General features: G+C 58.8%; 22 protein-coding genes. 13 read left to right on the forward strand and 9 right to left on the reverse strand.

Features of this window, described 5'->3' with window-relative positions; all coding sequences use genetic code 11:
- Window positions 1-72 precede the first annotated feature (72 nt).
- Window positions 73-750 (forward strand): TetR/AcrR family transcriptional regulator, encoded by a 678-nt coding sequence (locus tag ACIPZE_RS11600; RefSeq protein WP_283438749.1) that lies wholly within the window; start codon window positions 73-75, stop codon window positions 748-750.
- A 78-nt stretch (window positions 751-828) separates the two neighbouring features.
- Here the strand turns inward: ACIPZE_RS11600 and ACIPZE_RS11605 are convergent, their stop codons facing one another.
- Complete coding sequence (locus ACIPZE_RS11605; RefSeq protein ID WP_400772934.1) at window positions 829-1,683, reverse strand: shikimate dehydrogenase; 855 nt, start codon at window positions 1,681-1,683, stop codon at window positions 829-831.
- 5 nt (window positions 1,684-1,688) lie between these two features.
- Entirely contained in the window at window positions 1,689-2,129 is a 441-nt protein-coding gene (gene aroQ / locus ACIPZE_RS11610; RefSeq protein WP_008084592.1) for a type II 3-dehydroquinate dehydratase, read from the reverse strand.
- Window positions 2,130-2,458: 329 nt separating this feature from the next.
- Between aroQ and ACIPZE_RS11615 the strand changes: the two genes are divergently transcribed.
- Together ACIPZE_RS11615 and ACIPZE_RS11620 are read left to right on the forward strand one after the other, a co-directional pair.
- Window positions 2,459-2,887, forward strand: a complete 429-nt coding sequence (locus tag ACIPZE_RS11615) for a DUF4160 domain-containing protein (RefSeq protein WP_283438747.1) — start codon at window positions 2,459-2,461, stop codon at window positions 2,885-2,887.
- Window positions 2,884-3,330 (forward strand): DUF2442 domain-containing protein, encoded by a 447-nt coding sequence (locus ACIPZE_RS11620; protein ID WP_400772936.1) that lies wholly within the window; start codon window positions 2,884-2,886, stop codon window positions 3,328-3,330. Before ACIPZE_RS11615 ends, ACIPZE_RS11620 begins: the two co-directional genes overlap by 4 nt.
- 55 nt (window positions 3,331-3,385) lie before the next feature.
- Here the strand turns inward: ACIPZE_RS11620 and trmA are convergent, their stop codons facing one another.
- Together trmA and ACIPZE_RS11630 are read right to left on the reverse strand one after the other, a co-directional pair.
- Window positions 3,386-4,465 (reverse strand): tRNA (uridine(54)-C5)-methyltransferase TrmA, encoded by a 1,080-nt coding sequence (gene trmA, locus ACIPZE_RS11625; RefSeq protein ID WP_283438745.1) that lies wholly within the window; start codon window positions 4,463-4,465, stop codon window positions 3,386-3,388.
- Window positions 4,462-5,757: an NCS2 family permease gene (locus ACIPZE_RS11630; RefSeq protein WP_129395616.1), complete on the reverse strand. Its 1,296-nt coding sequence runs from the start codon at window positions 5,755-5,757 to the stop codon at window positions 4,462-4,464. Before ACIPZE_RS11630 ends, trmA begins: the two co-directional genes overlap by 4 nt.
- Window positions 5,758-6,017: 260 nt before the next feature.
- On the opposite strand from ACIPZE_RS11630, the gene ACIPZE_RS11635 reads away from it, so the two are divergent.
- Window positions 6,018-6,422 carry a DUF4879 domain-containing protein gene (locus ACIPZE_RS11635; protein ID WP_283439471.1) on the forward strand — a complete coding sequence of 135 codons (405 nt, stop codon included), beginning with the start codon at window positions 6,018-6,020 and terminating at the stop codon, window positions 6,420-6,422.
- Window positions 6,423-6,488: 66 nt separating this feature from the next.
- Window positions 6,489-7,040, forward strand: a complete 552-nt coding sequence (locus ACIPZE_RS11640) for a DJ-1 family glyoxalase III (protein WP_283438744.1) — start codon at window positions 6,489-6,491, stop codon at window positions 7,038-7,040.
- A 5-nt stretch (window positions 7,041-7,045) separates the two neighbouring features.
- Here ACIPZE_RS11640 and ACIPZE_RS11645 read toward each other — a convergent pair whose 3' ends face one another.
- Window positions 7,046-8,284 (reverse strand): MFS transporter, encoded by a 1,239-nt coding sequence (locus tag ACIPZE_RS11645; RefSeq protein ID WP_400772939.1) that lies wholly within the window; start codon window positions 8,282-8,284, stop codon window positions 7,046-7,048.
- Between the two features lie 567 nt (window positions 8,285-8,851).
- Between ACIPZE_RS11645 and ACIPZE_RS11650 the strand changes: the two genes are divergently transcribed.
- The 3 genes from ACIPZE_RS11650 (at window position 8,852) to ACIPZE_RS11660 (ending at window position 11,552) form a co-directional block, all read left to right on the forward strand.
- Entirely contained in the window at window positions 8,852-10,300 is a 1,449-nt protein-coding gene (locus ACIPZE_RS11650; RefSeq protein ID WP_129395612.1) for a cytochrome ubiquinol oxidase subunit I, read from the forward strand.
- Window positions 10,301-10,303: 3 nt separating this feature from the next.
- A complete protein-coding gene (cydB, locus tag ACIPZE_RS11655) occupies window positions 10,304-11,311 on the forward strand; it encodes a cytochrome d ubiquinol oxidase subunit II (protein WP_093434736.1) in 1,008 nt (335 codons plus the stop codon).
- A 73-nt stretch (window positions 11,312-11,384) separates the two neighbouring features.
- Window positions 11,385-11,552, forward strand: coding sequence for a DUF2474 domain-containing protein (locus ACIPZE_RS11660; RefSeq protein WP_283438742.1), 168 nt, complete (start codon window positions 11,385-11,387; stop codon window positions 11,550-11,552).
- 78 nt (window positions 11,553-11,630) lie between these two features.
- Here ACIPZE_RS11660 and ACIPZE_RS11665 read toward each other — a convergent pair whose 3' ends face one another.
- Both ACIPZE_RS11665 and ACIPZE_RS11670 read right to left on the reverse strand, forming a co-directional pair.
- A complete protein-coding gene (locus ACIPZE_RS11665; RefSeq protein ID WP_400772942.1) occupies window positions 11,631-12,755 on the reverse strand; it encodes a methyltransferase in 1,125 nt (374 codons plus the stop codon).
- 173 nt (window positions 12,756-12,928) lie between these two features.
- Window positions 12,929-13,642 (reverse strand): autoinducer binding domain-containing protein, encoded by a 714-nt coding sequence (locus tag ACIPZE_RS11670; protein WP_400772943.1) that lies wholly within the window; start codon window positions 13,640-13,642, stop codon window positions 12,929-12,931.
- Between the two features lie 326 nt (window positions 13,643-13,968).
- On the opposite strand from ACIPZE_RS11670, the gene ACIPZE_RS11675 reads away from it, so the two are divergent.
- Window positions 13,969-14,745 (forward strand): ferredoxin--NADP reductase, encoded by a 777-nt coding sequence (locus ACIPZE_RS11675; RefSeq protein ID WP_400772945.1) that lies wholly within the window; start codon window positions 13,969-13,971, stop codon window positions 14,743-14,745.
- A gap of 45 nt (window positions 14,746-14,790) precedes the next feature.
- Here the strand turns inward: ACIPZE_RS11675 and mscL are convergent, their stop codons facing one another.
- Entirely contained in the window at window positions 14,791-15,204 is a 414-nt protein-coding gene (gene mscL / locus ACIPZE_RS11680) for a large-conductance mechanosensitive channel protein MscL (RefSeq protein WP_129395607.1), read from the reverse strand.
- Between the two features lie 286 nt (window positions 15,205-15,490).
- Between mscL and ACIPZE_RS11685 the strand changes: the two genes are divergently transcribed.
- From ACIPZE_RS11685 to radA, 3 genes are read left to right on the forward strand one after another with little or no spacing between them, the layout of a single operon-like run.
- Window positions 15,491-17,032 carry a catalase gene (locus ACIPZE_RS11685; protein WP_400772972.1) on the forward strand — a complete coding sequence of 514 codons (1,542 nt, stop codon included), beginning with the start codon at window positions 15,491-15,493 and terminating at the stop codon, window positions 17,030-17,032.
- Window positions 17,033-17,092: 60 nt separating this feature from the next.
- Window positions 17,093-17,629, forward strand: a complete 537-nt coding sequence (locus tag ACIPZE_RS11690; RefSeq protein ID WP_400772946.1) for an ankyrin repeat domain-containing protein — start codon at window positions 17,093-17,095, stop codon at window positions 17,627-17,629.
- A gap of 46 nt (window positions 17,630-17,675) precedes the next feature.
- Complete coding sequence (gene radA, locus ACIPZE_RS11695) at window positions 17,676-19,043, forward strand: DNA repair protein RadA (RefSeq protein WP_283438737.1); 1,368 nt, start codon at window positions 17,676-17,678, stop codon at window positions 19,041-19,043.
- A 100-nt stretch (window positions 19,044-19,143) separates the two neighbouring features.
- Here radA and ACIPZE_RS11700 read toward each other — a convergent pair whose 3' ends face one another.
- Window positions 19,144-19,512 (reverse strand): PilZ domain-containing protein, encoded by a 369-nt coding sequence (locus ACIPZE_RS11700; protein WP_236428353.1) that lies wholly within the window; start codon window positions 19,510-19,512, stop codon window positions 19,144-19,146.
- Window positions 19,513-19,672: 160 nt separating this feature from the next.
- Between ACIPZE_RS11700 and ACIPZE_RS11705 the strand changes: the two genes are divergently transcribed.
- Window positions 19,673-21,739, forward strand: a complete 2,067-nt coding sequence (locus ACIPZE_RS11705; RefSeq protein ID WP_283438736.1) for a carbon starvation CstA family protein — start codon at window positions 19,673-19,675, stop codon at window positions 21,737-21,739.
- Window positions 21,740-21,741 lie beyond the last annotated feature (2 nt).

A 21,741-nucleotide genomic window follows, 5' to 3' on the forward strand; every position in this document is an offset into this window, starting at 1 on the left:
GCCGTGCGGCTTCCTTCACTGTGCTGCGCGGCCCATAATCGCCGCCTGTGCAGTGATGGCCGTGAGCCCGCAATGACGATGAATACAGAACTTACCGCAGCTACTGAAGTGTCCGCCGTAGAGCCGCGCAAGAGTCGCAAGAACAATCCGGAGAAGACCCGCGAGAACATCCTGCAGGAGGCGATCGTCGAGTTCGTTCAGCAGGGTTTGTCCGGTGCCCGCGTCGACGCGATCGCCGAGCGTATCCACACCTCCAAGCGCATGATCTATTACTACTTCGGCAGTAAGGAGCAGTTGTACGTCGAGGTGCTGGAAAAGCTCTACGGGGAAATCCGCAGCACCGAAAACCGTCTGCACCTGGCCGAGTTGGCACCAGTGGACGCGATTCGCCGATTGGTCGAATTCACCTTCGATCACCACGATCGCAACGTCGATTTCGTGCGCATCGTCAGCATCGAAAATATCCACAACGCCGAATTCGTGAAGCGTTCCGATGCGATCAAGGCGATGAACAACACCATCCTTGATTCGCTGAGCGAAATTCTGCGGCGTGGCGCTGAAGAAGGTGTATTCCGCGCCGGGCTGGATGCGCTGGATGTGCATCTGCTGATCAGCTCGTTCTGCTTCTATCGCGTGTCGAACCGGCACACATTTGGCGAGATCTTCCAGATTGATCTGCCGGATGAAGGCATCAAACAGCGGCATCGCGAGATGATTTGCGAATCGGTTCTGCGCTACCTGCAAGCCTGACAATCAAAAGATCGCAGCCTTCGGCAACGCCTACACCAATAACTGTAGGAGCTGCCGAAGGCTGCGATCTTTTGATCTTCAACCCTTCATGCTTTGAAAATGCGCGAGCATCCGCTGCGCATCCGGCACCACGCCGCTGAACAACTCAAACGCCTTCACCGCCTGAAACACCGCCATGTTGCCGCCATCCAGCGTCCGGCAACCCAGCGCGCGGGCGTTGCGCAGCAGTTCGGTCTCCAGCGGGAAATACACAATCTCCGCTACCCACAACTCCTTGCGTAACAGCTCGACCGGCACCGGCATGCCCGGCAGTTTGGCCATGCCCATTGGCGTGGTGTTGACCAGACCATCCGCTAGATTCAGCGTGCTCGGCAGATCCCGACCGGCCACCGCACGACCAAAACCGAAATGCTGATTCAGGTTGTTCGCCAGACTTTCAGCGCGCTCACTGTCGACGTCGAAAATGCTCAGTTGCTGTACGCCTTCGCTCAACAGCGCGTGGGCCACTGCCGCGCCAGCACCACCGGCCCCCATCTGGACCACGCGATCACGGGCAGCGTCCTTCAGGCCACGGCGAAAACCCTCGGCGAATCCCAGGCAATCGGTGTTATGGCCGATACGTTTACCGTCCTTGAGCACCACCGTGTTGACCGCACCGATACCTCGCGCTTCCGGTGACAATTCATCGAGCAAAGGAATGATCGCCTGCTTGCACGGGAACGTGATGTTCAACCCGGTGTAATTCATCCGCTCGGCCGCCAGCAGCAGGTCGGGCAGGGCAGTGCTGTCCATGTGCAACTGATCCAGATCGATCAATCGATACAGGTAACGCATGCCCTGCGCATCACCTTCGTGTTCATGCAGCGCCGGCGTGCGCGAGGCCTGAATGCCGGCGCCGATCAGCCCGGCAAGTATCACGTTATAGCGAGGCATGTGATTCACCCTTTTAGCCGCTGACTGAAATGTTCCAGTGCCAGGCGATAACCATGGCTGCCGAACCCGGCCATCACCGCTGTGGCAATCGCCGAGACAAACGAGTGATGACGAAACGGTTCGCGCGCATGCACGTTGGAAAGGTGCACTTCAATCACCGGCAATTCACTGGCCACCAGCGCGTCGCGAATGGCGACGGAAGTGTGCGTCCACGCGGCCGGATTGATCACGATCCCGGCGCAACGGCCACGGGCAGCGTGAATCCAGTCGAGCAGTTCGCCTTCGTGATTGGTCTGGCGAAACTCCACGGCCAGGCCGAATTCTTCCGCGGCGCGACCACACAGGGCGGAAATGTCGGCCAGGGTTTCGTGACCGTAAGTCGCCGGTTCACGGGTGCCGAGCAGGTTCAGGTTCGGGCCGTTGAGCACCAGAACGATAGGGGGCATGAGGGGTAACTCCACTTATTGTTTTTGGCTTTGGCCAGAGGTTTCGGCCTGTGGAGATAAAATGTACTAGATGGTTACCATGGTCAATTGAACAAAAATAGCCTTGGCGTTTTATGTTCGGTTATCGCACAGAAGCAAGTTCCAGGTTCGGTCCTGATCTAGATGTAACGACAGCTTTGCTTACGTTTTTTCCTGAAAATTGGTCAGCTATTCGCCTACGCCGACGCTAGCCTCAAAGCAGTGAGGCACGTCGCGTGCTTGATCACCAGTTGTCGGATTTGAAAGGAATATCGAATCCTGAAACTTATTAACCTAACGGATGGGTTAGCATGAAGGTGTGCAGCTACAAGGGATTGTCGATTGTCATCATGCTGCGAGATGAACATTGCCCACCTCACGTTCACGTGAACGCGGGCAGTTGGAGTGCTCGATTGCAGTTCAGTTTCTGGTGCAACGATATTGAGCTTTGGGACGTCGTGCCGCTTTCTCGTCGACCACCCTTGGCCGTGCTGGAAGGCTTGTGTCGGTCCCTTGAGCAGCCTGCTCATCTGCGACGAGCACGCGGGATCTGGTGGTCGAAATTGCAAACTGTCTGTCTCGACAATCAGTTGTGGGACAGCAAATCAAACGAAGTGCTGGGGATGAAACTCGTCACTGACACGACCTATAGAGTGGGATCGGCGCGTTATCTGCCAGACGAGGGCAAGACCCTTCTGACATTGGTAGGCGCATTGGAAGGAGTGGAAATCGATTTATGAAAATCATCAAGGCGAAGCCTCCCGCGCGCAATTCGCTGACGGAAGAAATGATCGATGCAGCCATCAAGCGTGGAGAGGAGCGCCGCTCAAGCAGCCTGCAGGCTGTCTCTGTGACATTTGAAGATCCATCGCTGATCATCCATTTTGAAGACGGCAGCGGTGTGTTGCTCCCGGCGGATCGTTATCCGGAGTTCCGCGGATTCAATGCCGACGATTACAAGCACCTGACAGTCGGATTCGCGGGCACTGTGCTTTGCCACGAAGGCAAGGATCTCGATGTGTCCATCGCCGGAATGATTTCAGCGAGCCCGTCATTGATGCTGATGGCCGCTTCGGTAGTGGCTTCGCGCAACGGCCGTCAGAGCAGCGCGGCAAAGTCTGCAGCCGCGCGGGCGAACGGCAAAAAGGGCGGGCGCCCACGCAAGGTCGATCCTGCTTTGTAAGCACCCACAAAAAAGCCGTCAATCACGACGGCTTTCTCGTATTCGCTGCCAGCACTCAGCGCCGGGTCAGCAACACACCCGATTCCATGTGATGCGTCCACGGGAACTGGTCGAACAATGCGCATTTGGTAATGCGGTGCGTGTCGTGCAACTGGGCGATGTTCGCCGCGAGGGTTTCCGGGTTGCAGGAGATGTACAGGATGTTGTCGAAACGCCGGGTCAGCTCGCAGGTGTCCGGGTCCATGCCGGCACGTGGCGGGTCGACGAAGACGCTGCCGAACTCGTAGCTCTTCAGGTCGATGCCTTGCAGGCGACGGAACGGGCGCACTTCGTTGAGCGCTTCGGTCAACTCTTCGGCGGACAAACGCACGAGAGTGACGTTATCCACAGCGTTTTCGCTAAGGTTGCTCAGTGCCGCGTTGACCGAGGTCTTGCTGATTTCCGTGGCCAGCACTTTGCGCACGCGGGTGGCGAGCGGCAGGGTGAAGTTGCCGTTGCCGCAATACAGCTCCAGCAGATCGTCAGGGCGATCGCCGAGCGCTTCGTACGCCCAGTTCAGCATCTTCTGGTTCACTGTGCCGTTAGGCTGGGTGAACGCGCCTTCCGGTTGGCGATAGCTGAAGGTGCGACCGCCGACTTCGAGTTTTTCGACCACGTAATCGAGGCCAAGCACTTCGCGTTTGCCCTTCGAGCGCCCGATGATGCTGACGCCGAGATCCGCCGCCAGCTTGGTGGCTGCTGCATGCCAGTGTTCGTCCAGCGGACGGTGATAGCACAGGGTGATCATCGCGTCGCCGGACAGCGTGGTCAGAAACTCGACCTGAAACAACTTGTGGCTCAGTGCCGAACTGGCCTGCCACGCAGCCTTGAGCTGCGGCATCAACTGATTGATGCGCAGGCTGGCAATCGGGAACTCTTCAATCAGGATCGGCGTGCGTTTGTCGTCCTGAGCGAACATCGCGTAATGCCGATCGCCACCCTCGCGCCACAGGCGGAATTCGGCGCGCAGGCGGAAGTTCTGCAGCGGCGAGTCGAACACGGTCGGCTCGGGGGCATCGAACGGCGCCAGCAGATCACGCAAACGCGTGACCTTGGCTTCGAGTTGTTCGGCGTAAGCCTGGGAATCAAATGTCATGCGTTGAACCAACCCAACTTGATCACGAACAGAATCGACAGAATCACCAGCGCCGGGTTCAGCTCACGGGCACGCCCCGACAGCAATTTGATCACGGTCCAGGAAATGAAACCGAACGCGATGCCGTTGGCGATCGAGTAAGTGAACGGCATGGCCAGCGCGGTCACGACTACCGGCGCGGCAACGGTGATGTCGTCCCAGTCTATTTCCGCCAGGCCGGATGTCATCAACACGGCGACGAACAGCAGTGCCGGTGCCGTGGCGAATGGCGGAACGCTGGCTGCCAGTGGCGAGAAGAACAGCGCCAGCAGGAACAGGATCGCCACCACGATGGCCGTCAGACCGGTACGCCCGCCAGCACTGACGCCGGCAGCGGATTCGATGTAGCTGGTGGTGGTCGAAGTACCCAGCAGCGAACCGGCCATGGCCGCGGTGCTGTCGGCGATCAGCGCGCGCCCCATTTTCGGCATGTGGCCGTCCTTGCCCATCAGGCCGGCGCGCTTGGCGACGCCGATCAGGGTGCCGGAGTTGTCGAACAGGTCGACGAACAGGAAGGCGAAAATCACGCTGACCAGACCGATGTCCAGTGCGCCTTTGATGTCCAGCTGCATGAAGGTCGGGGCCAGCGACGGTGGCATCGAAGTCACGCCGCCAAACGGGGTGAAGCCCATCGCGATGGAGGTGATGGTCACTGCCAAAATGCCGATCAGTACCGCGCCGCGCACTTTCAGCGCTTCGAGAGCAACGATCAGGGCGAAACCGAGGGTGGCGAGGATCGGTGCCGGTTGTTTCAGGTCACCAAGGCCGACCATGGTCGCAGGGTTGCTGACCACGATGCCGGCGTTGTGCAGGGCGATCAGCGCCAGGAACAGACCGATACCGGCAGCAATCGCCGAGCGCAGCGGCAGCGGAATACTGTTGATGATCCATTCACGGATGCGGAAGATCGACAGCAGGAAGAAGCACACGGCCGAGATGAACACCGCGCCCAGCGCCACTTGCCAGGTATGACCCATGTGCAGGACGACGGTGTAGGTGAAGAAGGCGTTCAGACCCATGCCCGGTGCCAGGGCGATCGGGTAGTTGGCGATCAGGCCCATGATCGTCGAACCGATCGCGGCGGCCAGACAGGTGGCGACAAACACCGCGCCCTTGTCCATGCCGGTCTCGCCGAGGATGCTCGGGTTGACGAACAGAATGTAGGCCATGGCCAAGAAAGTCGTGATGCCCGCCAGAATCTCGGTGCGCACGTTGGTGTTGTGTGCCTTGAGTTGAAACAGCCTTTCCAGCATGTCTGCTCCCCGTGGCGCGCGTAGCGCCGTGAATGTATCGACCTCAACAGCAAAGCACAGACCGTCGCAAGCGCCTGGAAAATTGTGGTGGGCCGGAAAAAGCCGCGCATCATACCAGCAGCGTGGGGGATTGGCTGCGATCGTCGGCGATGTTTTGCAGTCAGGCGAAGTGCGCCATACTGCGCGCCTGTTTTGGGGGGAGGGGCATGATGGGCGTCAAGCGCAATTTCGTTCGATCGTTGGGGCTGTTTTGCACGTTTATGGCCAGTGTGCCTGCCGTGATGGCGGCATCGGCGCCGCCGTTGTCCAGCGTCCAGGTGCTCAAGGTGCAGTCGGCCGCTTGTGGCATCGAAAATATTTCCGAAGGGCAGGACAAGACTGCTTGCGACCACGGCGGTGCCAACATCAAGGTTTATGTGCTGGAGATGGGTTACGGCCGTGTACCCAGTGTCGCACTGGACGGTTTCGGGCTCGACGGGATGAAAACCCAGGTTTGCGCCTACGGTAACGGCAACCTGACGGAGTGCACGGGCGCGGCGACGAAGATCGTCGGCGCGTTGTACATCTATGATCTGGAGGGCAAGCAGGAAGGCACGTTCACCTTCAGCAACACCTCGATCAATGCGCCGGGCAACCAGGTCTCGACGCAGCTTTACATCAAGTAACGCCTGGCGCTGCGCGATCCGGAGGAAGCTGACTACGCTTCAAGGATCACCCAGCGGATGGCGCCCATGACTTTTAGAGCCCTGATTACCCTCGCCGAGGGCATCGATGATCTGCAATGCGTGAGCCTGATCGACGTGCTGCGCCGCGCGGAGATCGAAGTCGTCGCGGCCAGCATCGAAGGCCGGCGCATGCTGACCTGCGCGCGCGGCACACGCCTGACCGCCGACGGCATGCTGGTCGATGTATTGGCGCAGAATTTTGACCTGATCGTATTGCCCGGCGGCGCCGTCGGTTCGCAACACCTGGCCGCGCACCAGCCCCTGCAACAACTGCTCAAGGATCAATCCAGCGCCGGCCGCCTGTTCGCCGCCATCGCCGAGTCCCCGGCCGTCGCCCTGCAAGCCTTTGGCGTATTGCGCCAGCGGCGCATGACCTGTCTGCCGAGCACCAGCCATCAACTGTCCGGCTGTACGTTTGTTGATCGACCGGTAGTGGTCGATGGCAACTGCATCACCGCGCAGGGCTCCGGCGCGGTGATGGAGTTTGCGCTGACGCTGGTTGAGCAACTTGGCGGCAAGGCGCTACGGGCGAAAGTGGCGGGGGCGTTGTTGGTCTGAAGGCTTCAGACCTTCGCCTCTTCCACCGGCACATGCATCCGATCGCGGTTAGCCAGTGTCGGGAACAGCTTGATCCATGTGCCCGTCACCACCAGCGTGCCGATCCCGCCCATCACCACGGCTGGCACGGTGCCGAACCAGTGGGCGGTGACGCCGGATTCGAATTCGCCGAGCTGGTTCGAAGCGCCGATGAACAGGCCGTTCACCGCGCTGACCCGGCCGCGCATTTCGTCCGGGGTTTCCAGTTGCACGAAGGAGGCGCGAATGACCATGCTGATCATGTCCGCCGCGCCGAGCACCACCAGCACCGCCAGCGAGAGCCAGAACGAGGTCGACAGGCCGAAGGCGATGGTCGCGACGCCGAAGACACCGACTGCGGTAAACATCACCCGGCCGACCTTACGCTCCACGGCAAATCGTGCGAGGAACAGCGACATTCCCAGTGCGCCGACCGCCGGTGCCGAACGCAGCAGGCCCAGCCCCCACGGGCCGGTCAGCAAAATATCCTTGGCGAATACCGGCAGCAGCGCCGTGGCACCCCCGAGCAGCACCGCAAACAGGTCCAGTGAAATCGCCCCGAGGATGTCCGGGCGGCTGCGAATGAAGCGGATCCCCGCGAGCAATGAATCCAGTGTGGCTTTGCCTTTGTTCAATGGCGTTTGTCGTGCGGGCAGGTTGAGCATCAGCGTGCAGGCAATCACGTACAGCAGTACCGTCGGGCCATACACCCAGACGCTGCCGAACGCATAGAGCAGACCGCCAAGGGCCGGGGCCACGATGGTCGCTGACTGTTGCGCCGACTGCGCCGCCGCAACGGCGCGGGGGAACAACGCACTGGGCACGATGCTTGGCAGCAAAGCCTGGGTGGTCGGCATCTCAAAGGAGCGCGCCGCACCGAGCAGGAAGGCGAGGATGAAGATCATCTCGCGGGTGACATGGTCGGTGGCACTGCCGATGGCCAGCGCCAGGGCGATCAACGCCTGTAACGACTGGCAGATCGCTGCGACTTTGCGTCGGTCGTAGCGGTCAGCGACATGCCCGGTGTGCAACATGAACAGCACGCGCGGAGCGAATTCGACCAGGCCCACCAGACCCAGATCGAGAACGTTGCCGGTCAGTTGATAGAGGTTCCAGCCAATCGCCACGGTGAGCATCTGGAAACCGCTGGCGGTAAAAATTCGCGCCATCCAGAAAGCCAGGAAGGGGCGGTGGTGACGTAACAGCAAAGGCTCTTGGCTGGGCATCTGAAGGCAGGTCTGGTTCGAGGGGAACCGCGAGGTTATCACCAGTCTGTAACAGGAAGTTGCTATGACAAAAAATTTAGTTAGCCAGACATCGATATTCTCGCCATCACAAATTAACCCTGTGGCGAGGGGATTTATCCCCGTTCGGCTGCGCAGCAGTCGCAAATTGGGCGCCACGATTGATCTGAAAAAACGCGTTGGATGGATTCGGGGCCGCTTCGCAGCCCAACGGGGATAAATCCCGTCGCCACAGGGTTTATGTGTTGTTTCCTTACCATCACATGGCTCCGGGGATTTGTTGCAGGGCGTTGCAGCTGCAATGAGGCAACTTGTCACGCGGCAAACGACCACGCAGTTCATCGGCAAAAATGGGACTACTCTTTCAGCGTTGCTTGATCCAGATCAAGACCCCAACGGAATTGATCCGGCGGCCAGTTGGCCAGACTCCCTGCGTTGCGATGGTTGTTTAAAAAGAACGAATCAGAATTCGCCGCACTCCATATCCGTGGGGGCAGTGGGTGCAGGCCTCCGGGTCCGCAGCCGGTATTACCTGACAGAGGAAGCCATATGTTCGGTTTAGAGGCACTAGATCTCGCCCGAATTCAGTTCGCGTTCACCATCTCGTTCCACATCCTGTTCCCGGCCATCACCATCGGTCTGGCGAGCTACCTTGCGGTACTCGAAGGCCTGTGGCTGAAAACCCACAACGACACTTACCGTGACCTCTACCATTTCTGGTCGAAGATCTTTGCCGTCAACTTCGGCATGGGCGTGGTCTCGGGGCTGGTCATGGCCTACCAGTTCGGCACCAACTGGAGTCGCTTCTCGGACTTCGCCGGCGCCGTCACCGGGCCATTGCTGACGTATGAAGTGCTCACTGCGTTCTTCCTCGAAGCCGGTTTCCTTGGGGTGATGTTGTTCGGCTGGAACAAGGTCGGGCGGGGTCTGCACTTCTTTGCCACGATCATGGTGGCCATCGGTACGCTGATCTCGACTTTCTGGATTCTGGCATCCAACAGTTGGATGCAGACCCCGCAGGGTTTTGAAATCATCAACGGCCAGGTGATTCCGACCGATTGGCTGGCGATCATCTTCAACCCCTCGTTCCCGTATCGCCTGATGCACATGGCGACCGCTGCGTTTGTTGCCACGGCGTTCTTCGTCGGTTCATCGGCAGCCTGGCATTTGCTGCGCGGCAAGGACAACCCGGCCATTCGTACCATGCTGTCGATGGCGATGTGGATGGCGTTGATCGTCGCGCCGATCCAGGCAGTCATTGGCGACTTCCATGGCCTGAACACGCTTGAACACCAACCGGCAAAGATCGCCGCGATCGAAGGTCACTGGGAAAACAAAGGCGACGAAGCGACGCCGTTGATCCTGTTCGGCTGGCCGGACATGAAAGAAGAGAAGACCAAGTTCGCCGTGGAGATCCCGTACCTCGGCAGCCTGATCCTCACGCACTCGCTGGACAAACAGGTGCCGGCGCTCAAGGAGTTTCCACCGGAAGACCGGCCGAATTCGACCATCGTGTTCTGGTCGTTCCGGGTCATGGTCGGCCTCGGTTTCCTGATGATCTTCACCGGTCTGTGGAGTCTGTGGCTGCGTAAGCGCGACACGCTCTACACCTCGCGACCGTTCCTCTATCTGGCGTTGTGGATGGGGCCGTCCGGTCTGATCGCGATTCTGGCCGGCTGGTTTACCACGGAAATCGGCCGTCAGCCGTGGGTGGTTTATGGACTGATGCGCACGGCGGATGCCTCTTCCAACCATAGCTTCGTGCAGATGAGCATCACCCTGATCATGTTTGTGGTGGTGTATTTCGCGCTGTTCGGTGCAGGTCTCGGCTACATGATGCGCCTGGTCCGTAAAGGGCCGAAGATCAGCGAAGGCGCAGAAACGCCGGAGGGTGGTCCAGGCAAAAAACGCACACCGGCTCGTCCGTTGTCCGCTGCCGACGATTCGGCGGATGCCGACCACGGCGACGACGACGTCCGCCTGACCAAGGAGATTTGACTCATGGGTATTGATCTTCCGCTGATCTGGGCCGTGATCATCATCTTCGGCATCATGATGTACGTGGTCATGGACGGCTTCGACCTGGGGATCGGGATTCTCTTCCCGTTCATCCCGGGCAAGGTCGATCGTGACGTGATGATGAACACCGTCGCCCCGGTCTGGGACGGCAACGAGACCTGGCTGGTGCTGGGCGGCGCGGCGCTGTTTGGTGCGTTCCCGCTGGCGTATTCGGTGGTGTTGTCGGCGCTGTACCTGCCGCTGATCTTCATGCTGATCGGTTTGATTTTCCGTGGCGTGGCGTTCGAGTTCCGCTTCAAGGCCAAGGATGACAAGCGTCACCTGTGGGACAAGGCCTTTATCGGTGGCTCGGTGGCGGCGACGTTCTTTCAGGGGGTGGCGCTGGGTGCATTCATCGACGGTTTGCCAGTGGTCAATCGGCAGTTCGCCGGCGGTTCACTCGACTGGCTGACACCGTTCACGCTGTTCTGCGGCGCCGCACTGGTGGTGGCGTATGCCTTGCTCGGCTGCACCTGGCTGATCATGAAGACCGAAGGCAAGCTGCAAGAGCAGATGCACAATCTGGCCCGGCCTCTGGCGTTCGTGTTGCTGGCGGTGATCGGTGTCGTCAGTCTGTGGACGCCACTGGCGCACCCGGAAATTGCCTCGCGCTGGTTCAGCATGCCCAACCTGTTCTGGTTCATGCCGGTGCCGATTCTGGTGCTGGTGACGATGTACGGCCTGATCCGCGCCGTGGCACGCAATGCCAACTACATGCCGTTCCTGTTGACCCTGGTGCTGATCTTCCTCGGCTACAGCGGTCTGGGCATCAGCCTGTGGCCGAACATCGTGCCGCCGTCGATCTCGATCTGGGACGCTGCCGCCCCGCCGCAAAGCCAGGGCTTCATGCTGGTGGGCACGCTCTTCATCATCCCGTTCATCCTGGGTTACACCTTCTGGAGCTACTACGTGTTCCGCGGCAAGGTCACCCATGAAGACGGTTATCACTAAACCTGTGGAAGCGGGCTTGCCCGCGATGGCGTCGGCAACGGCGCCATCGATCTGACTGATGAGGATCGAAACAATGTCCGGCAAACATTCCCTGCACGAGATTGAACAAGCCGAAAAAAAGCCGCTGTGGCAGCGGCTCGGCTGGCTGGCCCTGATCTGGGTCGGCAGTGTTGGCGTGCTGTTTATCGCCGCCAGCCTGATGCGCATGTTCATGAATGCCGCAGGCCTGACCACGCACTGATTCTGAATCATCCCCGTCCCGGCGCCTTCGGGTACGGTTTGTAACCCTCCTCACGGAGGGTTTTTTTTGCCTGGTGCTTTACTTGCGGGCTTTGAGAATCACGAATTTCGGTGTTGCCGCCACTTGCTCGACGCCGCGGAATAACCGCGCGAGTTTGCTGTGATAGCCCAGATGACGGTTGCCGACGATGTACAGCGCACCGCCGACGACCAGTGCTTCACGAGCCTGCTGGAACATGCGCCAGGCGAGGAAGTCGCCAACCACTTGCTGCTGATGAAACGGCGGATTGCACAGCACCACGTCCAGTGATTGTGCCTCCTGCCCGGCCAGACCATCGCCTGCACGCACTACGACCTCGCGATCACCCAACGCCGCGCGCCAGTTTTCAGCGGCCGATTGCACCGCCATGTACGACTCGTCGACCAGCGTGTAATGCGCGTCCGGGTTGCGCAGGGCGCTGGCAATCGCCAACACGCCATTACCGCAGCCAAGGTCGGCCACCCGCGCACTACCGAGGTTTTGTGGCAGGTGCGGCAGAAAGGCGCGAGTACCGATGTCGAGGCCTTCACGGCAAAACACATTGGCGTGGTTGAGCAGTTCGATCGCCGGTTCATCAAGACGATAGCGCGACGGGTAGGGCGAGACCGCCGGGGCTTTTGCCTCCGGTGTGGCTATCAACAGTCGAGCTTTCTTCACGGCCAGCGAGGCATGTACCGGGCCGATGTAACGCTCCAGCAAATCACCGGCAGCGCGTGGCAGGTGTTTGACCATCGCCGCGGCAACGACTTCAGCGCCTGGCGCCAGTTGCCCTTGCAGGCGGATCAGTTGTTCTTCGAGCAGGGCCAGGGTTTTCGGTACGCGGATCAGTACGCGGTCGAACGGGCCGACCAACGGCTCGCTGGCCGGGGTTGCGCGAATCGCGTCGAATGCCTGGCCATTGCGCAGCAAATTCTTTTCCAGCCCTTGAAAGCCTAGAAACGAGTCACCGCTGCTGCTCACCTCGACTTTGCCCAAGAGGCTCGCAGCCAGCGCGCCGAAGCTGTCATTGAGCACCAACACCCGCGTGTTCGCTGCTGGCTGTTGCGCGGCAAGATGATTGAGCAGGTATTCGTCAGCCGCGTCGAAGGCTTGCAGCGGTTCATTCTGCTGCTCGGGCTGGCGGATCAGATCGAGTTGGGCGAAGGGGGTGTCGAGCAAAGGCATGGGGCGGGACTCTGGGTAATCAACGGGTGTCCCGCGGCCCAGGGTAGCGTGCGGCGGAACCGTCCGAGTGCAATGCGACGCGCAGTCTGGCGTCATCACTCAGGAAGGTCGCAAATGGTACTTTTTTTTCCTTTGGAATACCCGCAGGTTTTCGTCGTGGCGGGGATCTCTCGTCAGATAATGCCGATTCGAGCGGCGGCAATGACGGCAGAAATCTTATTGCAGACGTTGAGCTTCAGAATCACGTTTTGCACGTGATAATTCACGGTTCGCTCGCTCAGGAACAGGATTCTGGAGATTTCATAAGCGGTCTTGCCGACAGCTGAGAGTTTCAACACCTCGAGCTCTCGCGGCGACAGGTGTGGTTGCGCGGCCTTGAGCGCCGCTTTGGGCAGAGTTTTGGCGAACAGCTCGCTCAAATGACTGGTCGCGTAAAACATGTAGCCAAAATGCTCGTACAGCTCGAGGGGGCTCAACGGGCCATGTTCTCTGGCCAGGCTGATAATGCTGCACAAGCCGCTCTCTTCATGCAGGAATGACTGCGACCAGCCATGGCGCAAGCCATATTCCTGCTGGGCTTGCCATAATTGCGGGGTAGACGAAAACAGGTTCTCGCTCCAGACGATCGGCAACATTGAGTGGTTGCAATGTGCTATTGCCGGATCAACTTTACTGTAACGCTCCTTTTCATATTGCTGACTGAACTGCTTGGGATAGTTATTGATTTGCAAGGCATTAAAATCGGCATTCCGATTGTTTGATGTCAAATAGATAGCGCAAAAACTGAATCCAATATTCTCGGCAAATCTCAGCAGGATTGGATAAGCGACGTCTATTTCCCTTGCGAAAGTCAGTTGCTTTAACTGCGACTCCTTCCACATTTCCATCACAAACTCTCCATGAGTACTTCGCGGGGGGTGCTTTTTGGATCCAATGGATCAGCACGAAAACGAAGTGTAGGACGTTTCTTACAAAGTGTTCTGGAATATTTCGCTCTTGGAACATGGTGTTATTTTCAAAAAAAGATATTAGTGCTCGCGGTTTTTATATTGGGGATAGCATCTAAACGAAAAGTGATACTCAGGGCTTACACGTTTGAGAATGCGTTGAGATCTTGTTTGCGCGAGCTTAGTGCTAATACCATTACAAACCACCGGTGTTTAATCGCAGAGGATTGCGCGAAACTGCGGCTATCCGTTCGATGGAGTGCCTCATGACTGCCAGCACTGAGAAGTTCACCCGACAGACCTTGCTTGATGTCCAGCCGGTTACGGCCAATCTGTTCACGCTGCGTACCACCCGGGATGCCGGGTTCAGGTTTCGTGCGGGCCAGTTCGCCCGACTCGGGGTGACCAAGGCAGATGGCAGCACGGTGTGGCGGGCCTATTCGATGGTGTCGTCGCCGTTCGATGAGTTTCTCGAGTTCTTTTCCATCGTAGTCCCCGGAGGCGAATTCACCAGCGAGCTCAGCCGACTGCAGGTGGGCGACACCTTGCTGGTGGAGCGTCAGGCCTTTGGTTATCTGACCCTGGATCGTTTCATTGATGGCCGCGACCTGTGGATGTTATCGACGGGCACCGGGGTGGCGCCGTTTCTATCGATTCTGCAGGACTTCGAGGTCTGGGAAAAATTTGAGCGCATCATTCTCGTCTACAGCGTGCGCGAGGCGCGGGAGCTGGCTTATCAATCGTTGATTGCCGAACTGACGCAACGGGATTATCTGCAAGAGCACGCGCACAAATTGCAGTTCATCGCGACGGTAACGCGTGAGGAGCATCCCGGTGCGCTGAATGGGCGTATCACCCAACTGATCGAAAGCGGTGAGCTGGAGCGCAAGGCCGGTGTAGAGCTTTCGCCCGAGCATTCACGGGTCATGCTGTGCGGCAATCCGCAAATGATCGACGACACCCGCGCCCTGCTCAAACAGCGCCGTATGAGCCTGAGCCTGACCCGCAGGCCCGGCCAGGTAGCGGTGGAAAACTACTGGTAAAAAAAACGGCACCTCGCAGGTGCCGTTTTGTTTTGCGCCGCCTGTTCAGGGGCGGTTGTTCTGCGCCTTGAGCAAGTCGCGGATCTCGCCCAGCAGTTCCTCTTCTTTGGTCGGAACCGGCGGCAGAGTAGGGGCCACGGCCTCTTCACGCTTCAGGCGGTTGATGGCTTTGACACCCATGAAAATCGCGAAGGCGACGATCACGAAGTCCAGAATCGTCTGGAGAAACTTACCGTACGCCATGACGACCGCAGGGGTGCTGCCCTCGGCAGCTTTCAGCGTAATCGCCAGGTCACTGAAGTCCACACCTCCGATCAGCAGGCCGATTGGCGGCATGATGACGTCGCCGACAAACGACGAAACAATCTTGCCGAAGGCCGCACCGATGATGATACCGACGGCCATGTCGACCACATTGCCTTTGACCGCGAAGGCCTTGAACTCACTTAGCACGCCCATAGGTTATTTCCTTGTTACAGATGAGGTTGGTGTACGCAGTGTAAATCAGCAAAACGCGTCCTGCGCGAAACACCTTCTTACAATGCCCGTTTTTATCGACACATTAATCGGTAAATAGTTTGCAAAGTGCCACTAATCGCGCGCGAAATACGCCTTAACTCGCTGATCAGGAAGCTATTTTTCTTAATGGTGAAGTTGTGAAGATTCTATTTATGTTCCAGCGCCACGCCCTCTAGCCTCTGGTTGGCGCACCTGGATGCGCCCAAAAAAACCAGAGGAACCTGATATGACTTCATCGCTTGGCTTAGGGGCTTTTCCCCATCGCCGTACCCTCGGGGTACTCACCGCCAGCCTGCTGACGTTGTCCGTGAATGCCGCGCCGCTGACGCGCGATAACGGCGCAGCGGTCGGTGACAACCAGAACTCGCAAACCGCCGGCGCCAATGGCCCGGTGCTGCTGCAGGATGTGCAACTGATCCAGAAGCTGCAGCGTTTCGATCGTGAACGCATTCCAGAGCGCGTGGTGCATGCCCGCGGTACCGGTGCGCATGGCACCTTCACCGTGACCAACGATCTCAGCGACTTGAGCAAGGCCAAGGTATTTGCCGCCGGCCAGGCGACGCCGGTCTTCGTACGGTTTTCCGCCGTGGTGCATGGCAACCATTCCCCGGAAACCCTGCGTGATCCCCGTGGCTTTGCCACCAAGTTCTACACCGCCGATGGCAATTGGGATCTGGTTGGGAATAACTTTCCGACCTTTTTCATCCGTGATGCAATAAAGTTTCCGGATATGGTGCATGCCTTTAAACCAAATCCGCGGACTAACCTTGACGACGATTCACGTCGCTTCGATTTCTTTTCCCATGTGCCGGAAGCCACGCGAACGCTCACCGAGTTGTATTCCAACTCTGGAACGCCTGCAAGTTATCGAGAAATGGATGGTAATGGCGTACACGCCTATAAGTTGGTTAACGCCAAAGGTGAAGTTCACTACGTGAAGTTTCACTGGAAAAGTTTGCAGGGCATCAAAAACCTCACGCCTGAAGAAGTAAGCAAAGTGCAGGGTCAAGACTACAGTCACATGACCAATGACCTTGTTACGCATATCAATAAAGGTGATTTCCCGAAATGGGACTTGTACATTCAAGTGCTGAAACCACAAGATTTGTCCAAGTTTGATTTCGATCCATTGGACGCGACCAAGATCTGGCCAGGTATCCCTGAGCGAAAAGTTGGACAAATGGTCTTGAACCGAAACCCGGCAAACGTATTCCAGGAAACCGAACAAGTGGCCATGGCGCCGGCTAATGTGGTGCCGGGGATCGAGCCTTCGGAAGATCGTTTGTTGCAAGGCCGAGTGTTCTCTTACGCCGACACGCAAATGTATCGCTTGGGCGCCAACGCGCTGCAACTGCCGATCAATGCACCGAAGGTGGCGGTGAATAACGGCAACCAGGATGGCGCAATGAACATCGGCGCGAGCAACTCCGGGGTCAATTATCAGCCGAGCCGTTTGCAACCGCGTGAAGAAACAAACAGTGCGCTTTACAGTCAATCGGCGCTGTCTGGCAATACTCAGCAGGCGAAAATTACGCGGGAGCAAAACTTCAGGCAGGCCGGTGATCTGTATCGCTCCTTCAGCCAGAAGGAACGTCGTGACCTGATCGACAGCTTCGGCGGTTCGCTGGCGACCACTGACGAGGAGAGCAAGCACATCATCCTGTCCTTCCTTTATAGGGCTGATCCGGAATACGGCAGCGGTGTGACAGCGGTGGCCAAGGGTGACCTGAGCCGGGTCAAGGCGTTGGCGGCGAAATTGGTCGACTGATCCCGACGCTATGCCATGCGGGGCCTGAATCAGGCCCCGTTCTGTTCCAGGAGGTGATTTATGCGTGTTGTTGTTTTCTTGCTGCTCGGCTGCCTGTCCATTGTGGCGCTGGCCGAACAGAACCCCGAGGCAATCAAGGCCCAGTTGCAGGACTACTATTTCGACGCCGCCCGGCGCGGCGACGTGCCGATGCTCGAGACTTTCATCGACGCTGGTTACTCCCTCGATACACGTGACGCTAAGGGTTACACCGCATTGATTCTGGCGGCTTATCACGGCCAGGCGCCGGCGGTGGAGCGTTTGCTCGCGGCCGGCGCCGATGCCTGTGCGCAGGATCAACACGGCAATACCGCGCTGATGGGGGCGATCTTCAAAGGTGAGTTGCAAATCGCCCGACGCCTGATGGCCACTGATTGCAGCCCTGATCAACGTAATGGTGCCGGACAGACGGCCGCCATGTACGCCGGGTTGTTCCAGCGCCTGGAATTGCTCGATGCGCTGCAAGCCAAGGGCGCGGACCTGCATGCCGAGGATCCGCTGGGCAACAGCGCCACACGTCTGGCCAGCGGGGAAATCCGTACCGCTGCGCCGCGCTGATCGACGGCAGCTGCGTTATCATCGCGGTTTTTGCCGGGGGATCGAGATGGCCAAGGCCAAGCGCATGTACGGCTGCACCGAGTGTGGCGCAACGTTTCCCAAGTGGGCCGGCCAGTGTGGTGAATGTGGCGCCTGGAACACCCTGACCGAAACCATGATCGAAAGCGGCGGCGCTACAGCCCCGACCGGTCGTACCGGCTGGACCGGGCAACAGGCGCAGATCAAGACCCTGGCCGAAGTCAGCATCGAAGAGATTCCGCGCTTCTCCACCGCTTCCAGTGAACTGGATCGCGTGCTCGGCGGCGGTCTGGTCGACGGTTCGGTGGTGTTGATCGGCGGCGATCCAGGTATCGGCAAGTCGACAATCCTGCTGCAAACTCTGTGCAACCTCGCCAAGAGCATGCCGGCGCTGTACGTCACCGGCGAAGAATCGCAGCAACAAGTGGCCATGCGCGCCCGCCGTCTCGGCTTGCCGCAGGATCAACTGCGAGTGATGACCGAAACCTGCATCGAAACCATCATCGCCACCGCCCGGCAGGAAAAGCCCAAGGTGATGGTGATCGATTCGATCCAGACGATCTTCACCGAACAACTGCAATCGGCGCCCGGCGGCGTCTCTCAGGTGCGTGAAAGTGCGGCGCTGCTGGTGCGTTACGCCAAGCAGAGCGGCACGGCGATTTTCCTCGTCGGTCATGTGACCAAGGAAGGCGCGCTCGCCGGTCCCCGGGTGCTCGAACACATGGTCGACACCGTGCTGTATTTCGAAGGCGAATCCGATGGGCGTCTGCGTCTGTTGCGCGCGGTGAAAAACCGTTTTGGCGCGGTCAACGAGCTGGGTGTGTTCGGCATGACCGACAAGGGCCTTAAGGAAGTCTCCAACCCTTCGGCGATTTTCCTCACCCGCGCGCAGGAAGAAGTCCCGGGCAGTGTGGTCATGGCAACCTGGGAAGGTACGCGGCCGATGCTGGTTGAAGTGCAGGCGTTGGTCGATGACAGCCATTTGGCCAATCCACGTCGGGTCACCTTGGGCCTGGATCAGAACCGCTTGGCGATGTTGCTCGCGGTGTTGCATCGCCATGGCGGGATTCCGACCCACGATCAGGACGTGTTCCTCAACGTGGTCGGTGGGGTGAAGGTGCTGGAAACGGCATCTGACCTGGCGCTGATGGCCGCCGTCATGTCGAGCTTGCGCAACCGGCCATTGCCACATGACCTGCTGGTGTTTGGTGAGGTCGGTTTGTCTGGTGAAGTGCGTCCGGTGCCAAGTGGCCAGGAGCGCCTGAAGGAAGCCGCCAAGCACGGCTTCAAGCGCGCGATCGTGCCCAAGGGCAATGCGCCAAAGGAGTCACCGCCAGGCTTGCAGATTATCGCCGTGACCCGCCTCGAACAGGCCCTCGACGCCCTCTTCGAATAACCAGAGATTCCCTGTAGGAGCTGCCGCAGGCTGCGATTTTTTGATCTTCAAACCAAAGTCAAAAGATCGCAGCCTGCGGCAGCTCCTACAGGGGCAACGTTCAGATTTCGATCAGGGCGCCCAGTTCGCGTTCCAATTCGGCTTCGTCAGCCAGATTCAGCTCAATCAACCGCCGCAAGCGCTGGATCGATTCCAGGCTGATGTGTCGGCAGACAAACCCCAACTGGCCGTTCTCCTCATGTGCCAGATGCACATCCATCTCGATATCGACGTCATCGCTCAGATGAATGTCGACGAAAAAATCCTTCTGCGCATCGCCCAGCCACGGTTCCGGCCGTTCGATCAGCAACCCTTTGAGTGACAGGTCGATCAGCTTGACCGGCCAGATGTACTCGCCCTGACTCAGCTCGGTTCTGGCATCGAACGCAATACGTTTGAAGCGACGACGATTGGCTGGGTGCTCGCTCATGGCGCAATCCTCCGAAGGTTCGCTGACTATAGACCCGCATTGTTCAAGCGTGCCAGCGCAGACGGGCCACTCAGACCAATGTCGGGGTATGGTCTTTGCCGCCAGTAGCGCTAAACTCGGGGTGGCTGTCTTTCTTGTCCACCCTGGCTGGAATAATAAAATGAAAAATAATAATAGCCTGCTACGCCACTTACCCTGGCTATTGCTGGCAATCGTAGGAGCGTGCGCCCTGGGCGTAGTGGCATTGCGCCGCGGCGAGGCGATCAACGCCTTGTGGATCGTGGTCGCTGCTGTGGCCATCTATCTGGTTGCGTACCGTTACTACAGTCTGTTCATCGCTAACAATGTGATGCAACTCGATGCGCGTCGGGCCACCCCCGCCGTGATCAACAACGATGGTCTGGACTACGTGCCGACCAACAAACACATTCTTTTCGGTCACCACTTTGCAGCGATTGCCGGCGCAGGACCTCTGGTCGGCCCGGTGCTGGCGGCGCAGATGGGCTACTTGCCCGGCACGCTGTGGCTGATTGCCGGGGTGGTGCTGGCGGGCGCGGTGCAGGACTTCATGGTGCTGTTCATGTCGACCCGGCGCAACGGCCGTTCCCTGGGTGACATGGTGCGAGAAGAAATGGGCCGTATTCCCGGCACCATCGCCCTGTTCGGCTGCTTCCTGATCATGATCATCATCCTCGCGGTGCTGGCGCTGATCGTGGTCAAGGCGCTGGCGGAGAGCCCGTGGGGCATCTTCACCGTGATGGCGACCATCCCGATCGCGATGTTCATGGGCATCTACATGCGCTACATCCGCCCGGGCCGCATCGGCGAGATCTCCGTGGTCGGCGTGTTGCTGCTGCTCGGTTCGATCTGGCTCGGTGGGCAGATTGCCGCTGATCCGGTATGGGCCAAAGCGTTCACCTTCACCGGCGTGCAGATTACCTGGATGCTGGTCGGTTACGGCTTCGTCGCGGCATCGTTGCCGGTCTGGCTGATTCTCGCACCGCGTGACTACCTCTCCACGTTCCTCAAGATCGGCACCATCATCGCTCTGGCGATCGGCATTCTGGTGACCATGCCCGAGCTGAAAATGCCCGCGCTGACCCAGTTCGTCGACGGCACTGGCCCTGTGTGGAAAGGCGGTCTGTTCCCGTTCCTGTTCATCACCATCGCTTGCGGTGCGGTGTCCGGCTTCCACGCGCTGATTTCTTCGGGCACCACGCCGAAGCTGCTGGATAACGAAACCAACGCCCGTTACATCGGTTACGGCGGCATGCTGATGGAGTCGTTCGTCGCCATCATGGCCATGGTCGCCGCGTCGGTGATCGAGCCTGGCGTGTACTTCGCCATGAATAGCCCGGCCGCCGTGGTCGGCAGTGATGTTGCTTCGGTTGCGCAAGTGGTCTCCAGCTGGGGCTTTGCGATTACGCCGGAAGCGCTGCAAGCCGTCGCGCACGACATCGGTGAAACCACCATCCTGGCCCGTGCCGGCGGTGCGCCGACCCTGGCAGTCGGTATCGCGCAGATTCTGCACAGTGTCCTGCCGGGTGAAAACACCATGGCGTTCTGGTACCACTTCGCGATCCTGTTCGAAGCGCTGTTCATTCTGACCGCAGTCGACGCCGGTACCCGTGCCGGTCGTTTCATGCTGCAGGATCTGCTCGGCTCTTTCGTCCCGGCACTGCGACGTACCGAATCGTGGACCGCCAACCTGATCGCCACAGCCGGTTGTGTGGCGATGTGGGGCTGGTTGCTCTACCAAGGCGTGATCGATCCACTGGGCGGCATCAACACCCTGTGGCCACTGTTCGGTATCTCCAACCAAATGCTGGCCGGTATCGCGTTGATGCTCGGCACTGTGGTCCTGATCAAAATGAAGCGCCAGCGCTACATTTGGGTCACCCTGTTGCCAGCGGCCTGGCTGCTGATCTGCACCACGACTGCAGGCTTCATCAAGCTGTTCGATGCCAACCCGGCGATCGGTTTCCTGTCGCTGGCGAAGAAATACAGCGACGCGCTGGCCAACGGTCAGATTCTCGCCCCGGCGAAGAGTATCGATCAGATGCAGCACGTGATCTTCAACGCCTATACCAACGCAACGCTCACCGCGCTGTTCCTGTTCGTGGTCTTCAGTATCCTGTTCTATGCGCTCAAGGTCGGCATCGCCGCCTGGGGCAAAAAAGAGCGTACGGATAAAGAATCGCCATTCCAGGCCCTGCCGGACGCGTAACC

Source organism: Pseudomonas sp. NPDC089741 (assembly GCF_044748825.1).
Lineage (GTDB): Bacteria > Pseudomonadota > Gammaproteobacteria > Pseudomonadales > Pseudomonadaceae > Aquipseudomonas > Aquipseudomonas helmanticensis.